Source organism: Haloferax chudinovii, from assembly GCF_042663345.1.
In the GTDB taxonomy this organism is placed as follows: Archaea; Halobacteriota; Halobacteria; order Halobacteriales; family Haloferacaceae; genus Haloferax; species Haloferax chudinovii.
On the sequence record NZ_JBHTAB010000004.1, the window covers coordinates 163,857 to 180,185 of the forward strand.

A 16,329-nucleotide genomic window follows, 5' to 3' on the forward strand; every position below is an offset into this window, starting at 1 on the left:
GCTCTACTCGATGGCGTGCACCGGCGATATCCAGACGACGAGGTCGCCGTCGCGTTTGATGACGCCCTCGATGGAGTCGTCCTTTTCGAGCGGCGGGTCCTCTACGTCGTCCATCGAGACGCGCACGACCTGGTACACCTCGTCGACGAGCCAGCCGGTCGCCGCCTCGTCTTCGAACTTGTTGGGGTCGAAGATGACGATGCGCTTCGACTCGCCCTCGGCGTCGATGTTGAGAAGCGATTGCGGGTTGATGATGGACGTGGTCCGGCCGCGGAGGTCCATCACGCCCTCGACGTAGTCCGGCGCGTTCGGCACCGCCGTGAGTTGGCCCTTGTCGACGATTTCGCTCACGTACTCGATGTCGACGCAGTACGTCTCCGGGCCGAGTTGGAATTCCAGCACCTGTACTTCTTCGGCGGAGTCCTCCGCGTCGGTCTCGTCCGCGCTCATCTCGGTCGTGATTGCATCTTGTCGCATGGTCAACCCCGGCGGCGACGTGCGCCGCCACCTGATCGCTTCAGAGTGGTGAGATTCAGCCTATAAAGCTACGTACCCGATTATCAGCCGTGATTATCCTCGCCGAGTGTTTATATACCCGATTTCCGAACCTCGGGGTAGATGAGCGGTCTACGAAACGGCACACGAAACAATCCACCGACCCCTCGACGGGAGGCCCGCTCGGCGACCCGTCGCGCCCGTCGTCCCCGCACCGGGAGGTGCGGGCGATGAGTTCAGCCACCGGGGCGGAGCCGACGCGAGCGGTCGTCGTCGACGACTCGCGGTTCATGCGGACGCTGATTCGCACGCTCCTCGAAGACGCCGACGTCGAGGTCGTCGCCGAGGCGGCCGACGGCCGCGAGGCGGTATCGGTGGTCGAGTCGAACCGACCGGACGTGGTGACGATGGACATCGAGATGCCCGAGATGAACGGGCTCGACGCGGTCGAGGCCATCATGGCGGAGTGTCCGACGCCCGTCCTCATGCTCTCGGCGCACGCCGAGGAGGACGCCGACGTGACGTTCGAGGCGCTCGACCGCGGCGCGGTCGACTTCGTGACGAAGCCGGGCGGCGAAGTCACCTCCGAGATGCCCCGCGTCAAGCGGGAACTGGTCGAGAAGATTCAGTCCGCCGCGGCGGTCGACCTCTCGGCGACGCGCCGGGGTTCTCGCCCGCCGAAGACGGGACAGCAGTCGGCGGCGACGACCTCGACCGCGGCGGCGACGACTTCGACCGCGGCGTCCGCCGAGTCGCTTCCGACCGAGGGTTCGACGCTGGTCATCGGCGCGTCCACGGGCGGGCCGAACGTCGTCGAGCGGTTGCTCGCGGCGCTCCCCGCGGCGGCCGGGCTCCGCGTGCTGGTCGTCCAGCACATGCCGGCCGGGTTCACGAAGCGCTTTGCGGCCCGGCTCGACGGCCGCTGTGACTACGAGGTCCGCGAGGCCGAAGACGGCGAGCGAATCGGCCCCGGACAGGTCCGCATCGCCCCCGGTGGCTCGCACCTCCTCGTGACCGGTGACCGCGCCGGACGCCTCCGGCTCGAACTCTCCGACGACGAGCCGCTCCACGGCGTCAAACCCGCCATCGACCTCACGATGGCGTCGGCCGCGGAGGCGGTCGACGCGCCGCTGGCCGGCGTCCTGCTGACGGGCATGGGCCGCGACGGCGTCGAGGGGATGTCCCGAATCAAGCGGGCGGGCGGCCACACGGTCGCACAGGACGAGGAGACGTCCGCCATCTTCGGGATGCCGAAGCGGGCCGTCGAGGCCGGCTGTGTCGACACCGTCTCCGCCGACGAGCGAATCGCAGACGAAGCACTCAGCGGGCTCACTACCTGACCATGGACGAAGAACTCTACCAAGCGTTCATCACCGAGAGCGAAGAGAGCATCACGCAGTTGAACAACTCGCTTCTGTCGCTGGAGTCGAACCCGGACGACACCGACGCTATCGACGACATCTTCCGGCAGGCCCACACGTTGAAGGGCAACTTCGGCGCGATGGGCTTCGACAACGCCGCGACGGTCGCCCACGCCGTCGAGGACCTCCTCGACGAGATTCGTCACGAGCGAGTCGACGTCACGGCCGAACGGATGGACCTCGTCTTCGACGGGATGGACCTCATCGTGGAAATCCTCCACGACATCGAGGAAAACGGCGAGTCCACCATCGACCCGACCGACACGGTCGAGGAGATTCGCGCGGCCGTCGAGGACGGCGGTGACACGGGAAACTCGAACACGGCGGCGTCTGACGAGGCCGACCGCGAGTCGGTCGACCTCGACACGCTCGCCGCCGACTGCGTCGACGCGGACGCCCTCGACGCGACCACGCTCACTCACGCCCACGTCGAACTCGACGCGGGCCAGATGAAGGGCGTCGACGCCGGCATCTTCCTCAGTAGCATCCCCGAGGACCTCGACGTGGTCGGAGCGAACCCGAGCCCCGACGCCATCGAGGACGGCGAGTTCGGCGACGGCTTCGACCTGTTCGTCGCCGAACGCGACGCCGCGGTCGTCGAGAGCGAACTCGACGGCCTCTGGAAGGTCGCCGCGGTCGAGACGACCGACGTGTCCGACGCGCTCGCCGCCGGCGGCGAGGCCGCCCCGGCCGCCGACGCTGACGACACCGACGACGGCGACGCGGACGTCGCCGCCGCTTCCGAGAGCGACGACGGGGCCGAAGGCGACGCCAACGAGACCGCGTCGACCGACTTCGAGCCGACCGAGACCGCATCGACCGACTCCGAGTCGACCGAGACAGACGAGGAACCGACCGACGACGCCGAGCAGTCGTCGAACGACGGCGCGGGGAAGAAAGAAGAGACCCGCTCCATCTCGGCGGTCAAGTCCGTCCGCGTGGACGTCGACCAACTCGACGAACTCCACGAGCTCGTCGAGCAGTTGGTGACGAGTCGCATCAAGCTCAGAAACGCCATCGACGTGGACCAGACGACCGCGCTCGACACGCTCGACGAACTGGACAAGATCTCGTCGAACCTCCAGAACACCGTGATGGACATGCGGCTCATCCCGCTGAAGAAGGTGTTCGACAAGTTCCCCCGGCTCGTGCGCGACCTCGCCCGCGAGCAGGACAAGCGCGTCTCGTTCGAGGTCGAGGGCGCGGATATCGAACTCGACCGAACCATCCTCGACGAGATTTCCGACCCGCTGATGCACGTCCTCCGGAACGCCGTCGACCACGGCATCGAAGACCCTGACGTGCGCGAGGCAAACGGCAAGTCCCGCACGGGGACCATCCGGCTCTCCGCGCGCCGCCAACACGACACTGTCATCGTGACCGTCGAGGACGACGGGAGCGGTATCGACGCCGACGCCGTCCGCGAGAAGGCGGTCGACAAGGGCGTGGCGACCCGCGAGGAACTGGACCAGATGCCCGACAGCGAGGTGTACGACTACATCTTCCATCCCGGCTTCTCGACCAACGACGAAATCACGGACGTCTCCGGTCGCGGCGTCGGCATGGACGTGGTGAAGACGACCGTCGAATCGCTCGATGGGTCGGTGTCGGTCGAGAGCGAACCCGGCGAGGGGAGCACGTTCAACATCCGCCTGCCGGTGTCGGTCGCCATCATCAAGGTGCTTTTCGTGCAGGTCGAAGACCGCGAGTTCGGCGTCCCCATCAAGTACATCGACGAGATTAGCCGCCGCGACCGCGTCCAGACGGTCAACGGAGCGGAGGTCATCGTCCACGAGGAGACCATCTTCCCCTTGATTCGACTCCGCGAGGCGCTCGAAATCGACTCGCCGGAACCCGACGACGGCATGGTGGTCCGCATCCGCCCCGACGACAGGCAGGTCGCGCTCCACTGCGACGGCGTGACGAAACAGGAGGAAGTCGTCGTAACTCCCCTACAGGGGCCGCTGTCGGGCGTCGGCGGGCTGTCGGGAACGGCCGTCATCGGCGACGGGAACGTCATCCCGATTCTGGACGTCTCGACGCTCGAACTCCCGGCCGACGGCGAGCAGGCGATGCGCGAGTTCGACCCGAGCCAACTCGGTGACACCGCCGAGGAGGCGGCCGACTGATGCCCTCGTCGGCGACCGACGACCCGGCGTTCGGCCGGCTCTTGGACTACATCGAAGACGCCCTGCAGTTCCAGACGAGCTCGTACAACGACGCCTATCTCGACCGCCGAATATCCGCCCGGATGCGGCGGCGACGCGTCGACGACTACGGGACGTACCACGACCTCCTCACCGACGACGAGGACGAACAGCAGGCGCTTTTGGACGCGCTGTCGGTCAACGTGACGAGCTTCTTCCGGAACCCCGAGGTGTGGGAGGCGCTCCGCGAGGTGCTCCGCGACCTGAGTTCGCGGGGGAGCCGCCACGACCCCATCAAGATATGGAGCGCGGCCTGCTCGGACGGCCGCGAGGCCTACTCGCTCGGCATGCTCGCTCACGACGACGACCGCGTCGACGAGCGCCGCATCGAAATCGTCGGCACGGACATCAAACGCGAGATTCTCCGCGCCGCCAGAGCGGGCGAGTACCGCGCCTCCGAGACGAACGACGTGGCCGAACAGCTCGACCCCATCGGCCGCTGGGAGCGCTTCGTCGACCGCGACGACGACAGTTTCCGGGTGAAAGACCCCGTCACCGACATGGTCAGCTTCGAGCGGCGAGACCTCATCCGCGAGGAGCCGCCGGGGACGTTCGACCTCGTCGTCTGCCGGAACCTGTTCATCTACATCAACGCCGAGTCGAAACGGGCCGTCTTCGAGACGCTCGGCTCCGCGCTGAAGCCGGACGGCTACCTCACCATCGGCATGACCGAAACCGTCCCGCCGACGTGTCGACAGCAGTTCGACCCCGTCGAGAAACGACTCCGCATCTACCGCGCGAGCGACACCGCGGTCGGGAGGTGAGCGATGAAGCCCGGTGAGCAAAAGCTCGGAGACACCCGCGGGCGGTTCCTCCAGGTCATCAAGAACGGCCGGGAGATGCACGACGTGGACTGGACGAGCGGCCGCATCCTGCTTTCGAACAGGCGACTCATCCTCGCCGGCACCGGCGGCAAGCGGACGATTCAGCTCTCGAAGATACGGGAGTTCGGCGGGCGGTACGACGTGAACCAGCGCATCGCGACCGTCTCGGACTACTTCAGCGTGCACATCCCGTCGGGCGTCGTCTTGCTCGCGCCCGTCGACTACGACGAGTTCGAGACGGACTTCTTCGGCGCGCTCCTCAACACCGAGCAGTTCCTCGCGCGACACCCTGCCGTCGCCGGCGGCGTCGTCCAGAACACCGAGTGGGAGAAATCCCGGCTCAAAGTCGAGACGGAGGCCGTGAGTATGGCGACCGTCGGCGGCAAGTTCGTCGAAATCCGCCTCGACGACATCGGCGACGTGAAGACGGGCGAGCGGACCATCGTCGACGAACACCGGAGCGTCATCGAGGTCGAACACTCCGACGACGAGGGGACGAGCCTCCAGACGTACATCTCCGGCTCCGACCGCGCCATCAGTTTCCTCTACACGCTCCTCCGAGAGGGCGAAGAGCTTTCCGAGACCTCCATCGACCTGAGCGAGACGGACAAGCAGGTCCTCACGGCGCTGTACTCCGGCGTCTCGCCGTTCGACATCCCCAACTTCCTCGGCCTCGACGTGGACGAGGTCGAAGAGCTCTTTCAGCGACTCATCGACCACAACGTCGTCGAGGAGATTCGCGTGCGCCACGAGGTGCAACTCAACGCCCGCGGCCGCAGTATCGCCTCGGACGCCATCAACGAGCAGTAGTCGGGGTTCGATTTTTGCGGTGCGGTCGCCGAACGGTGAGCGATGAGGCCGACTACGAGGCCGCAGAGAAACAGAACTCGTTGGCCGAGTGGTCGGTCTCCCCCGCCACCGGACAGTCGATTCGAAAACGTCTCTCTCAGACGTTCACGTCTTCGATTTCTTCGTTGACGACGAACCGGCCTTGCGGCGTCAGCGAGGTCGGAAGCTCGTCATCGCCGATGAGTTCCTCCTCGTGGAGCTTCTCCAGTTCCGCGTCGAGGACCGACTCTTCGACGCCGAGGAGTTCGCTGAAGTCGACCTCTGCGGCCATCTCGCCGGCGGAGTACAGCCCGACGAGGACTTCGAGGCCCTGTTCGGTGACCTCGACGTCGCGGACGCCCGACTTTATCCAGTGGTAGACGAGTCTGAGGTAGCGCCCGAGGATGTTCATCTTCCGCCGGGAGTCGAGCGTTATCTCGGAGGTGACCGTCTGTCCCTGCTTGACGTGCTGGACCGAAAGCACCAGTCGCGTTTCGCCGTCGGCGGTCCGTTCGAGCACCTCGAAGAAGATGACGCTCGCGAGGTCGATGTGGAACGGCTCGCCGTTCTCCGTGAGCGGGCCGTCGTCGTCGGGGAACGTGACGGCCTCGTAGTCGAGATGCAGGCCGGAGGGCTGTCGCTCCGTGTCGAGGACGCGCCCGCCGATGCGGGCCGGGTGGGTGACCCGCGCGCGCGAGCCGTTGAGCGCCGCGCGGAACAGCAACAGCGAGAACTTCTCGATGGTCTCGCGGTCGCCGCCGATGACGGTCGTCCGGCGCTGGCGGCCGATGATGTAGCCCACCATCACGGTGTAGTCGAAGAACTCCTCGACCTCCGGGGGGACCTGCCCGACGGCGATGTCGAAGATGGAGGTGATGGGGATGACGGTCTTCGCCTTCGACGTGGCGAGGATGAGCCGCCGTTGGCTCATCAGGACGCGGCCCTTGACGGGTTCGAACGAGGCGTTGCCGCCGGCGACGAAGTTGGCGACGAAATCGACGACGATAGACTCGCCGTCGCTGGTCCGCTTTTCGGTCTGCTTCTTCGAGCGCTCCCGCTCTTTCTCCTCGCGTTCGTCCGACGGTTCGGACTTCTTCCGGCGGTACGCCTGCAGGAGGTCGCTTTTCGCCACGTCGCCCCCTTCGGGCGCGCGGGAACGGGCCTCCTGTGCGGTCTGTTCGCCTCCTGTGTCTGGCATCGTATCTCGGGTCTGTGGTCCGTCGTCAGTCATACACTAATCAGCGCTCCCGCGAGCGACGAGGTGGCGACCGCCATCAGCGAGCCGACCCAGACGAGCATCACGAAGTGGAGGTAGGCGTTCGCCTTGTGCCCGCCGTCGACCATCCGAATCATGAGCGACGACAGGAGGGCGTTAAACAGGATGATGAGCGTGAGCATGTACTCGATGAAGGGTACGTCGTAGACGCCGGCGTAGATGAGCGTCCCGAACTGGAGGCTGTCGAGGTTCATCTGCGTCGAAAACGACGCGAGAATCTCGACGACTTCCAGCCCGATGAAGAAGGCGAACGACGCGGAGGCCGTGATGCCGTAGAGGACGCCGATGAGGGTGACGGTCGACTGCTTTCGCTGTCGGCGGAGCTTGATTATCTCGTTCATGTTGCGGCTGATGAGTTCGCCGAGGAGCTTCGGCTTGCCGCCCATCGACCGGCCGACGTTGTACATCTCGGAGAACTTCTGGACGAGATAAGAGTTCGTCTCCGCGGTGAAGAAGAACCACGAGCGGTCGGGGTCGAGGCGCATCCGGAGTCGCGTGTACAGCCGGGATATCTCCCGCGAGAGGACGCCGAAGTCCTTGGTCTTGAGCGTCTTCAGGACGGCCGTGGTCGTGCTCTGTTTCGCCGTCTCCGAGGCCCCGAGCGCGCGGATGAAGCCGGGGTACTCCTCGTCGCGCTCGCCGATGCGCTTTTCGTGGCGACGCGCCACGATGCCGGGGACCGCAAGCGGCGTCAGCGGCGTCGAGATGAGGAGCGGAATCGGGAGTTCGATCATGATGGGTCGGACCGTCTCGCCGACGGCGGTCAGGTCGAACGTGCCCAACGCGAGCACGAGCACCATCGTGAGAGAGAGGCCGACCGCGCCGTACAGCGTGATGTCTATCTGCCGGTTCGCCTTCGTCCGGTACTCGGGCTGGTGGAACCAAAGCGGGTCGTACGGCGACATCGTCCGGATGACGAAGTAAAAACCCAGCTGGACGAAGACGAAGAGCACGATGACCGCGCCGATGGTCATCGTCGCGTCGGTCCCCGTCAGGATGGGGAGCACGATGGCGTTGATGATTGCGAACGTCATCGACAGAATCATCGAGAGATAGAGGTCCTTCATGACCTCCAGGTTCCCCAGCGCGCTCTCGTAGACGGTGATGTACTTCTGAATCATCGCGTTCTGCTCGCCGAGGAGGAAGTCGTCGATGCTCTGGCCGGCGTTGATGGAGTACGCGAGCCTGTCGAGGAAGTCCGCGAGGGGCTTCGACGGCACCTCCCGCGCCCGCCGCTGGCAGGCGTCGTCAAGCGACTGGTTCCACGCGTCGACCAGTTGGACGATGCGGTTCATCTCGGTCGCCAACTCGCCGTATTCCTCTTCGCGCGCGAGCGTTCGGAACACGGCGACGCGGTCGATGTTCGTCGTCGAGAGCACGGTCATGTGCGTGATGAGGAGATGGAGCTGGTTCTCCAGACTGCGGCGGGTCTGCTCGACGAGGAGCCGCGGGTAGAGGACGGCCCCGCCAAGGAGCAACACGCCGAGGAGGAACACGGGGATGCGGACGAGGAGGGGGAACGGAAGCGCGATAGCCCCGGCCACAGAGAGGAGGAAGAACACGATGGCGGGGCCGAGCACCGCGAGCAGGTAGCGCGACAGTTCCATCGGCATCTGCTCGTACGACTCGATGATGTCGCTGACGAACTCCCGAACCTGCACCGCCTGCATCGACGCGCTCTGTTCCCCTGCCATCTCGCTACACCCTCGCCATGTCGAACGGCAGTCCCTCGACGCCGTCGCGCTGGTAGTCTTCGATGAGTTCGTTCACCTCGTGGTAGCCGAGGACGTTCTCCTGAATCGCCCGGCGGACGAGTTCGGCGCGGAACTGGATGTCGTCGTATATCTTCCGCGTGTCGTCGTAGCCGAGGAGCGTCGCCACCTTCTGTTCCATGATAAAGGAGTTGTTCATGCCCTGGAAGACGATCTCGTCTTGGACGGGGTCCCAGTAGAACGCCTCGCGGGTGACGACGCCGCCCATCTCCTTCGAGTAGCCCTCGATTTCCTGCACGCTCGTCACCCGACGGAGGATGTCGTTGCCCCGGCGGACGCGGTTCTGGAACAGCGCGATGTCGCAGTTGTCCATGAACGTCTCGGGGACGTTGATGGGGTCGCCGGTAAAGCGCTGAATCATCGAGACGATGTCGGAGGCGTGGAACGTGAGCATCACCGGGTGGCCGGTCTGCGCCGCCTGGAACGCCATGCGCCCCTCCTCGCCACGGACCTCCCCGACGATGATGTAGTCGGGGCGAGAGCGGAGCGCGGCCGCGACGAGGTCGAACATGTCGACTTCGGAGTCGGAGCCGCGGCCCTCGCGGGTGAGGAGTTGCTGCCACGTGTCGTGCGGCGGGAGCACCTCGGCGGTGTCCTCCGCCGTGTAAATCTTCGAGTCCTGCGGGATGAACGAGAGAATGGCGTTGAGCGTCGTGGTCTTGCCCGACGCCGTCTCGCCGACCACGAAGATGGTGCGTTCGTTCTCCAGCGCGATCCAGAGGTACGCGGCCAACTCCGGCGACAGCGTGCCCCACTTCGTAATCTGGAAGATCGAAAGCGGCACGTCGTCGCCCTGACGGATGGTGAGCGACGACCCCTTCAGCGACACGTCGTCGGAGTAGATGATGTTGATACGCGAGCCGTCTGGGAGCGTGGAGTCGACGATGGGGTGGGCGTCTGAGACGGGGTCGCCGATGCGTTCGCCCATGTTGCGGAGCCAGTTGTCGAACTGCTCCGTGTCGTCGAACTCGACGCTCGTCTCCAACAGCCCGAAGGTCCCGTGGTCGACGTCGACCTGACTGGGACCGATGACGTGAATGTCCTCGTTCTCCGGGTCGCGCATGATGGGTTCGAGCGGGCCGAGACCGACGATGTCGCGGACGAGTCGGTACTGAATCTTGTCGTAGGTCGTCTGCGAGACCTCGATGCCGGCCACGTCGAGGCGTTTCGCCACCGAGCCGAGCGGGCCGCGGTCGTCGCCTTCGATGTGGACGATTTCGGACAGCAGTTCCTCGATGCGCTCTTCGTAGTCGGCGCTCTCTTCGGGTGCCGGCTTCGAGACGCTCCGTTCGAGCAGTTTGTCCTTGACCCGAGCGAACACCTCGAGTTCGTCGTCGTCCATCTCGGGTTCGATGGTGTAGTACTTCGTCGTCTCGCCGAAGTTGCCGTATATCTGGCAGAACACGGGACCGCCCAGCGGGTAGATGATGTTCGGACGCCGGGATTCGTAGTCGCCCGGCTCGTCGACGAGCATCGGGAACTCGCCGGTGATCTGGCGGAACCGCTTGAGGTGGTCCCGAAGGTGCGGCCACTGCATCGCGAGGCGCTTGAGATCGTCCGACAGCTTGGCGGAGCCGTGTTCGGTCGCCATCTACGCCACGCTCCTCGACTCGATGACGAGCCCGATACCCGACCGGACCGAGAAGCCGACGCGGTCGCCGACCTGCTGGCCCATCCCCGCAAAGCGCTTCACGAAGATGTTCCGGCGAACGTCGTTTCCGACCTCCACCATCTCCAGTTCGAAGTAGACGTCGGCGATAGAGCGGAACGGCCCGATAGAGCCCTCGTCGACCGACGACGGGTCGACGGTGATGATGATGGTCTTGCCTTTCGTCGTCAGCTCGCGGAAAAACGAGATGATTTCGAGGGCGGCCTGCCGCTCGTCGTTCTGCCGGACCAGCGCCTCGAACTGCGGGTCGTTACGCAGGATGGCGTCGAACGTGTCGATGATGATGACGTCGGCGTCCCAGAGCGTCTCGGCGTCCATCAGTCGCCGGAGGAGCTGTTTGCGCTCCTCCTGACTGCTCCCGCCGGAGAGCGCGCCGCTACTGTCGATTTCGGCCTGTAAGAACAGGATTCGCTCGTCGAGCAGATGCTTGACGATGTCGTACGAAAGCGAGTGCATCTGGTCGAGGAAGCCGCGGACGCCCAGCTCGGTCGAGACGAGCGTCACCACCGTTTCCTCGTCGCAGAAGCCGTAGCTGAACCGCTGCGACAACACGCTTTTGCCGGCGCCGTAATCCCCTTCGATGAGGACGATTGCACCCTTTGGGATGCCGCCGCCGAGTTCCTTTTCGAGACGGTCGTGCCCGGATAGCCCGAGAGAGAATTGACTGCTCATGGTACGCGGAATTCGAACACCTCTTCGTCACCGTCGACGACGACGGTCATCCGGTAGTCGCCCGAGGTCAACGCGATGTCCGTCACCGTGAGTTCGACGACGTTGCTCGGCCGCCACTCGGTGCCGTCGACGACGTTCACCGTGACGTTGGTCTGATACTGTCCACCGACGATGATGTCGAAGCCACCGCTGGTCGCCGGGAGCGTCCTGAGGCCGGTGTTCTTGACGTATATCGAGAGGTTGTCGCTCGCGCCGTCGTAGACGCCCGCCTGCGGGTCGCTTATGACTTCGATGTCGGTTCTGATCTCTGTGCTCACGTCGCCGCCGCGCTCGTCGACCGAACTGCTGATACCGGTCACGGTGTCGATGAGGACACCCGAGACGCCGGCGGCGACGACGATACTGGCGATAAACAGGATGAGGCTCGGAACGGAGATGTCGGCCATCTAGCTCACCACCTCCGTCGCGGCGACGCCGCTTCCGGTGACGACTTTCACCCGCGCGGGCGCGGGGTCGGCGTCCACGACGAACGAGAGGTGCTCGCCGGCGTACCAGAGGTCGGTCGCGGCGTCGCCGTCGACGGTCGCGTTGGCCGACGGCACGTCGACGTAGGCGTTGTCGACGAGCAGAGTGGTCTCGCTCACTGACAGCGTCTCCGAGCCGACGTTCGTCAGGTTCACCGTGAGGCTCGTGTTGTTCGCGTCGTAGCTCGCGTTCGTGACCGCGATGGCCGTGTTCGTCCGTTCGAGCGTCCGCTCCGCGTCGGCGTCCTGCGCTTCGAGCACGTTCTCCGACGCGTTGGACGTCGCTGTGTACAGCGTCCCCGTGGCGACGAGGACGCCGAGGAAGATGATGGCGGTCGAGCCGCTAACACCGAATCCCATCGAATCTCCCCCCGTAGGCGACCAGCTCGTCGTACAGCTGTCCCCGCGGAACGTCCTCCGCGAGTCGGCAGACGTACGCGAGGCTCGTCTGGTGGTCGTCGATGCGGAGTTCGTGGTCGTCGGCGTCCTCGACCGACGGCGCTATCTGCCCGACGTGGGCGTTCAGCTCGCTCTCGACGGCGCGCGATATCCAGTCCTGCTCCCGATACTGGCGGAGCGCGCGCGACGCGCCGAGCGCGCCGCCGACGGAGACGAGGTGTTCGGCCCATTCGAGCACGAGCACCTCGGAGACGTAGTTCGACGGGAGTCCCGTCAGGTAGGCGTCCGACGCGGACGGCTCGGGTTCGGCGGCCGCCTCGTCGTCGCCCGAGAGCTCGTCGTTGGCCCCCGCCGCGGTGGCGTACTCGGCCTCCAGTTCGTCGAGCGTCTTGCGGACGTCGCCGTCGGCGTCTTCGACCTCGGATTCGGGATCGAGCGGTTCGTCGTCGAGGTCCGTTCCGGCGTCGAGGTCGTCGGCGGCTTCGACGCCCGCTTCCTCGCCGTCGTCGGCCTCAGCCTCGACCGGGTCGACGTCGTCGAGCGCCGCGTCTTCGCTCTCGTCTCCGCGGTCGGCCAATTCGTCGTCGAGGTCCGTTCCGGCGTCGAGGTCGTCGTCGAGGTCAGTCTCGGCGTCGTCCGCCTCCGCGTCGTCTTCTTCGTCCCAACCACCGCCCTCCTCGTACTGTTCTTTGAGGTCGTCGAAGCTCGCGCCACCCGCGCCGCCCGAGTCGTCGGCCTCGTCGGTCTCGTCGTCGCCATCGGCGTCGTCGAGGGCGTCAGCGGGGCTCTCGCGCTCCGCTTCTACGAGTTCGTCTTCGGCGGCGAGTTCCGCTTCTTTCGCGCCCTCCTCGGCGTCGAGTTCGCCGAAGTCGTCGTCGAAGAACGACTCGGCGTCGGCGTTCGCCACCTCGGGGTCGAGATGCTCTTCGTCCTCGGCTTCCGCCTCGAAGAGGCCGAACGCGCCGCCGCCGTCGAGACCGCCCATCTCGCGGGCGTCGTCGACGAACGGGTTGATGCCGCGGGTGACCATCTCGTAGATGTCGAGCAGTTTGCGAATCGTGTCGTCGAGCTCTTCGACTGTCTCACCGATCTGTTTGTTCTCTTCGCGGACGGTGTTCATCCCCGACGAGATGGCGCTTACTTCGTTCTCGAGTTCGCCGATGCGATCTTCGAGCTCTGCGAGTTCCTCGCTGTTGTCGTCGCCGAATCCGCCGAACTCGTCGTCGTCGAATCCGTCGTCGAGGTCGTCGCCGAAGTCACCAAACTCGTCTGAGAGGTCGTCGACCCCCTCCTCGAATCCAAGTCCATCGTCTGATGACATGTGTTGTCCTTCCGTCGTTTCGTCCCCGGCGTCGGCCGCGTCTTCGTCGTTCTGCCACTCCATCATGCTCGCAGCGAGCACCTCCGCACCGTCTGCGGGGTCGCTCGTTGGAGCGACGGCCTGTCACCCGGCCGAGCGGCGGACCGGCCGGGGAGGTCCGACGGACTCGGGGGAGCAGGTAACATTGGTGCAAAGGTACGTAAGTCGGTACAAGAAAGTTCCCGTCCAGTTATCAGTCCCGATATTTGAGCGGATCTGGATTTCTCACCGATAAACGTGTAATGAAAGTCAGACGACGCCGTAGCGGCGGTAAGAAGAATTATCCGGCGTCGGCACGGACGTTCCTCCGACAGCCAACACACGGTTTAACACAATCATGACAGAACTAGTCAAGACCGGTGTCGAAGGGCTCGATTCCATCCTGAACGGCGGTATCGTCAAGAACGCCGCGGTGCTCATAAGCGGCAATCCCGGGACGGGCAAGAGTATCCTCGGACTCCAGTATCTCTACAACGGCGTCGATCAGTTCGACGAGGGCGGTCTGTATCTCACCTTCGAAGAGACGGAAGACGACATCCGCGAGGCGGCCGAGTCAATCGGCTTCGACCGCTGGCACGAATATGTCGAGTCCGGCGAGATCAAGGTCTACGACAAGCGGACGCTCCTTCGCGACGGTGACTTCTCGACGACGCTCGACCGCATCCTCGGCGACCTCCAAGACACCAACTACGACCGGCTCGTCCTCGACTCGCTGACGATGTTCCAGCTGTTTTTCGACGACGAGAAAGAACAGCGCCAGTACCTCCTGAAGTTCATCGACATCCTGAAGGACAGCGGTCTCACCTCGCTTCTGACCACCGAGCAGTCGGCCATCTTCCCCGAGACCGACATCGGCCTCGAAAACTTCCTGACCGACGGTAACATCTACCTCATCCAGAGTCCCGCGGGCGCGACGAGCAACCGCTACGTCTGGGTGGCGAAGATGCGCAAGCAGAGCATCAAGAACTCGATGTTCCCACTGGAAATCGCACAGGGCGGTATCAAGATATACGAGCAGGCGGCCGGGTTCTCGATGGTCGGCGAATCGCCGCCGTGGTTCGGCGAAGAGACCGAGTAACGGGTCGGTCTCGACGGCCGGCGACCCCAGTCTGGGCGACGCTGTTCTTGTTTTCGCCGTCAGACCGTTTCGACTCCCCCGCACACGAGAACGCGCCGCACTCGTCGACGTCGTTCGTGTCTGTCTCACCGGCTACGGTCTCCCTTCAGTTCGTCTCGTTTCACTGTCAAGACTCCGCCGCGGCGGTTGCCCGCCGAGTGAGCGCGGCGTCCGACAGCGTCACCTCGGCCGAGTTGTGCCGTGAGCCGCGTACTTCGGACAAACGACGGTGCCGCCGCTCGGGAGTCGGCGTCGGTAAAATGAACGGAAAGCCGCGGAGTCGGGTTACAGTTCGACGGGCTCGCCCTGCGTCTTGCCGGCGAGTTGCTGGGGCATCGTCAGGATGACCTGCGTCGTCCCGCCCGTGCGGGAGGTGATTTCGAGGCTGACCTGCTCGCCCGTCGAGAGGCCGCCGACGAGGTCGGTGTCGTCGCCGTTGCTGTCTTCGATTGCGGCCGTGTCGATGGTGACCTCGTAGCGGTCGTTCATGCTGTTGAGGACGCCGAACGAGCCGTCGTCGTCGGTGACTTTGTCGAGGCCGAACTCGTCGCTGTCTGCGACGCCTTCCGCGGAGTCGTTCCCCGCGGAGTTCGCTCCGGTCGTCACCGTCTGGTTGGTCAGGGTGATGACGCTATCGCCGCTGAGGTACTTAATCGAGGTCTCGTTCATGTCCACCGCGTCGGAACCGGCGGCGAGGCGAACGGTGAGCGTGATGTTGTCGATGTCCTCTTCGCCGCCGACCGTGCCGTGCGTGTTGAGGACTTCGACGCGGTTGGTGACCTTGTTCACGGATTGCTGTCCGGCGTCCTCGGCGGTGGCTTGCAGGAAGCCAGCCGTGTTCACGAGGACGCCCGCCGCAATTGCGGCGACCAGAACCATCGCGATGAAGACGATGAGGGTCCCGATACCGACCTGACCGCGGTCGTCGTCAGTAATGTTGTCGAACATGTGAATCTCCTAGAGTGCGATGGGGTCGTTGTTGTCCTTGCCGGCGAGTTGCTGGGGCATCGTCAGGATGACCTGCGTCGTGCCACCGTTGCGGCTGGTGATGTCGAGCTTGACGGTCTGACCCGTGGCCGTCCCGTTGGCGGTGGAGCCTTCGACCGTGGAGGTGTTGATGACGATCTCCGCGCGGTCGGACTGCTCGTTGAGAACCTCGAAGGAGCCGTCGCCGTCTTCGAGAACGCCCGCGGTGAAGTTGTTCCCGGTCGTTAGGTTGGCGGGGTCCGCTTGGTCGTTGGCGTCGTTGGTGTCGTTGTACGTGAGGGTCCGTGCGGTCGTCTCACTCAGGTACTTGACCGTCGTGTCTTCGAGAGAGACACTCCCGGAGCCGGCCGCGAGGCGGACCGTCAGGAAGACTTGGTCGACGGTGCGTTCCTCACCGGTCTGGTTGACCAGGCCGTGGGCGTTGACGACGTCGACGCGGTTGGTGACCTTGTTCACGGATTGCTGTCCAGCGTCCTCGGCGGTGGCTTGCAGGAAGCCAGCCGTGTTCACGAGGACGCCCGCCGCGATTGCGGCGACCAGAACCATCGCGATGAAGACGATGAGAGTCCCGATACCGACCTGACCCCGGTCTTCGTTGATGTTTTCGAACATGGGTTTCGTGGGTTTGGTCCCACACTCTGTGGAGAGCGGGGAACCGTCACTCGTCAACTTGGAGAGGCCCTACATAACGCTACGGCCCTCAGTATCAAGACTGATATTGGTGAGTAGGTGCGTCGATAAGTAAGGTCCTTCGCACGCTCACGCGAGGCTGAATCGG

Annotated in this window: 15 protein-coding genes; 5 read left to right on the forward strand and 10 right to left on the reverse strand. The window is 64.7% G+C overall.

Annotated features, from left to right (window positions below):
- Positions 1-3 precede the first annotated feature (3 nt).
- Entirely contained in the window at positions 4-477 is a 474-nt protein-coding gene (locus ACFQI8_RS10025; RefSeq protein ID WP_390244360.1) for a chemotaxis protein CheW, read from the reverse strand.
- Between the two features lie 248 nt (positions 478-725).
- Between ACFQI8_RS10025 and cheB the strand changes: the two genes are divergently transcribed.
- Genes cheB through ACFQI8_RS10045 form a run of 4 tightly spaced genes read left to right on the forward strand, consistent with a single transcriptional unit; the run spans position 726 to position 5,757 of the window.
- Positions 726-1,835 carry a chemotaxis-specific protein-glutamate methyltransferase CheB gene (cheB, locus tag ACFQI8_RS10030; RefSeq protein WP_390244362.1) on the forward strand — a complete coding sequence of 370 codons (1,110 nt, stop codon included), beginning with the start codon at positions 726-728 and terminating at the stop codon, positions 1,833-1,835.
- 2 nt (positions 1,836-1,837) lie between these two features.
- The gene (locus tag ACFQI8_RS10035) at positions 1,838-4,045 is read left to right on the forward strand and encodes an ATP-binding protein (RefSeq protein WP_390244364.1); all 2,208 of its coding nucleotides are present in this window, start codon (positions 1,838-1,840) and stop codon (positions 4,043-4,045) included.
- Positions 4,045-4,887 carry a CheR family methyltransferase gene (locus tag ACFQI8_RS10040; protein WP_390244366.1) on the forward strand — a complete coding sequence of 281 codons (843 nt, stop codon included), beginning with the start codon at positions 4,045-4,047 and terminating at the stop codon, positions 4,885-4,887. The genes ACFQI8_RS10035 and ACFQI8_RS10040 overlap by 1 nt, the downstream gene beginning before the upstream one ends.
- Before the next feature lie 3 nt (positions 4,888-4,890).
- Positions 4,891-5,757 carry a CheF family chemotaxis protein gene (locus ACFQI8_RS10045; protein ID WP_390244368.1) on the forward strand — a complete coding sequence of 289 codons (867 nt, stop codon included), beginning with the start codon at positions 4,891-4,893 and terminating at the stop codon, positions 5,755-5,757.
- Between the two features lie 136 nt (positions 5,758-5,893).
- On the opposite strand, the gene ACFQI8_RS10050 is transcribed toward ACFQI8_RS10045, so the two are convergent.
- The 7 genes from ACFQI8_RS10050 to ACFQI8_RS10080 form a co-directional block, all read right to left on the reverse strand.
- A complete protein-coding gene (locus ACFQI8_RS10050) occupies positions 5,894-6,907 on the reverse strand; it encodes a CheF family chemotaxis protein (RefSeq protein ID WP_390244572.1) in 1,014 nt (337 codons plus the stop codon).
- Positions 6,908-7,002: 95 nt separating this feature from the next.
- A complete protein-coding gene (gene flaJ / locus ACFQI8_RS10055; RefSeq protein ID WP_390244370.1) occupies positions 7,003-8,745 on the reverse strand; it encodes an archaellar assembly protein FlaJ in 1,743 nt (580 codons plus the stop codon).
- Between the two features lie 4 nt (positions 8,746-8,749).
- Positions 8,750-10,414 carry a type II/IV secretion system ATPase subunit gene (locus tag ACFQI8_RS10060; RefSeq protein ID WP_390244372.1) on the reverse strand — a complete coding sequence of 555 codons (1,665 nt, stop codon included), beginning with the start codon at positions 10,412-10,414 and terminating at the stop codon, positions 8,750-8,752.
- The gene (gene arlH, locus ACFQI8_RS10065; protein ID WP_390244374.1) at positions 10,415-11,164 is read right to left on the reverse strand and encodes an archaellum protein ArlH; all 750 of its coding nucleotides are present in this window, start codon (positions 11,162-11,164) and stop codon (positions 10,415-10,417) included.
- Positions 11,161-11,610, reverse strand: coding sequence for an archaellum stator protein ArlG (gene arlG, locus ACFQI8_RS10070; protein WP_390244376.1), 450 nt, complete (start codon positions 11,608-11,610; stop codon positions 11,161-11,163). Before arlG ends, arlH begins: the two co-directional genes overlap by 4 nt.
- The gene (arlF, locus tag ACFQI8_RS10075) at positions 11,611-12,048 is read right to left on the reverse strand and encodes an archaellum stator protein ArlF (RefSeq protein ID WP_390244378.1); all 438 of its coding nucleotides are present in this window, start codon (positions 12,046-12,048) and stop codon (positions 11,611-11,613) included.
- Complete coding sequence (locus ACFQI8_RS10080; RefSeq protein WP_390244380.1) at positions 12,032-13,489, reverse strand: flagella accessory protein C; 1,458 nt, start codon at positions 13,487-13,489, stop codon at positions 12,032-12,034. Before ACFQI8_RS10080 ends, arlF begins: the two co-directional genes overlap by 17 nt.
- Positions 13,490-13,784: 295 nt before the next feature.
- On the opposite strand from ACFQI8_RS10080, the gene ACFQI8_RS10085 reads away from it, so the two are divergent.
- A complete protein-coding gene (locus ACFQI8_RS10085; RefSeq protein ID WP_390244382.1) occupies positions 13,785-14,525 on the forward strand; it encodes an RAD55 family ATPase in 741 nt (246 codons plus the stop codon).
- A gap of 324 nt (positions 14,526-14,849) precedes the next feature.
- Here the strand turns inward: ACFQI8_RS10085 and flgA2 are convergent, their stop codons facing one another.
- Positions 14,850-15,512, reverse strand: a complete 663-nt coding sequence (gene flgA2, locus ACFQI8_RS10090) for an archaellin A2 (RefSeq protein ID WP_390244384.1) — start codon at positions 15,510-15,512, stop codon at positions 14,850-14,852.
- A gap of 9 nt (positions 15,513-15,521) precedes the next feature.
- Entirely contained in the window at positions 15,522-16,163 is a 642-nt protein-coding gene (gene flgA1 / locus ACFQI8_RS10095; RefSeq protein WP_004970805.1) for an archaellin A1, read from the reverse strand.
- Positions 16,164-16,329 lie beyond the last annotated feature (166 nt).

Bases quoted from the DNA above. Each gene is read 5' to 3' on its own strand.
- arlF (WP_390244378.1), bottom strand. From the start codon at position 12,048: ATGGGATTCGGTGTTAGCGGCTCGACCGCCATCATCTTCCTCGGCGTC.
- flgA1 (WP_004970805.1), bottom strand. From the start codon at position 16,163: ATGTTCGAAAACATCAACGAAGACCGGGGTCAGGTCGGTATCGGGACT.
- cheB (WP_390244362.1), top strand. From the start codon at position 726: ATGAGTTCAGCCACCGGGGCGGAGCCGACGCGAGCGGTCGTCGTCGAC.
- ACFQI8_RS10040 (WP_390244366.1), top strand. From the start codon at position 4,045: ATGCCCTCGTCGGCGACCGACGACCCGGCGTTCGGCCGGCTCTTGGAC.
- arlH (WP_390244374.1), bottom strand. From the start codon at position 11,164: ATGAGCAGTCAATTCTCTCTCGGGCTATCCGGGCACGACCGTCTCGAA.
- ACFQI8_RS10035 (WP_390244364.1), top strand. From the start codon at position 1,838: ATGGACGAAGAACTCTACCAAGCGTTCATCACCGAGAGCGAAGAGAGC.
- flaJ (WP_390244370.1), bottom strand. From the start codon at position 8,745: ATGGCAGGGGAACAGAGCGCGTCGATGCAGGCGGTGCAGGTTCGGGAG.
- ACFQI8_RS10045 (WP_390244368.1), top strand. From the start codon at position 4,891: ATGAAGCCCGGTGAGCAAAAGCTCGGAGACACCCGCGGGCGGTTCCTC.
- arlG (WP_390244376.1), bottom strand. From the start codon at position 11,610: ATGGCCGACATCTCCGTTCCGAGCCTCATCCTGTTTATCGCCAGTATC.
- ACFQI8_RS10085 (WP_390244382.1), top strand. From the start codon at position 13,785: ATGACAGAACTAGTCAAGACCGGTGTCGAAGGGCTCGATTCCATCCTG.
- ACFQI8_RS10025 (WP_390244360.1), bottom strand. From the start codon at position 477: ATGCGACAAGATGCAATCACGACCGAGATGAGCGCGGACGAGACCGAC.
- flgA2 (WP_390244384.1), bottom strand. From the start codon at position 15,512: ATGTTCGACAACATTACTGACGACGACCGCGGTCAGGTCGGTATCGGG.
- ACFQI8_RS10060 (WP_390244372.1), bottom strand. From the start codon at position 10,414: ATGGCGACCGAACACGGCTCCGCCAAGCTGTCGGACGATCTCAAGCGC.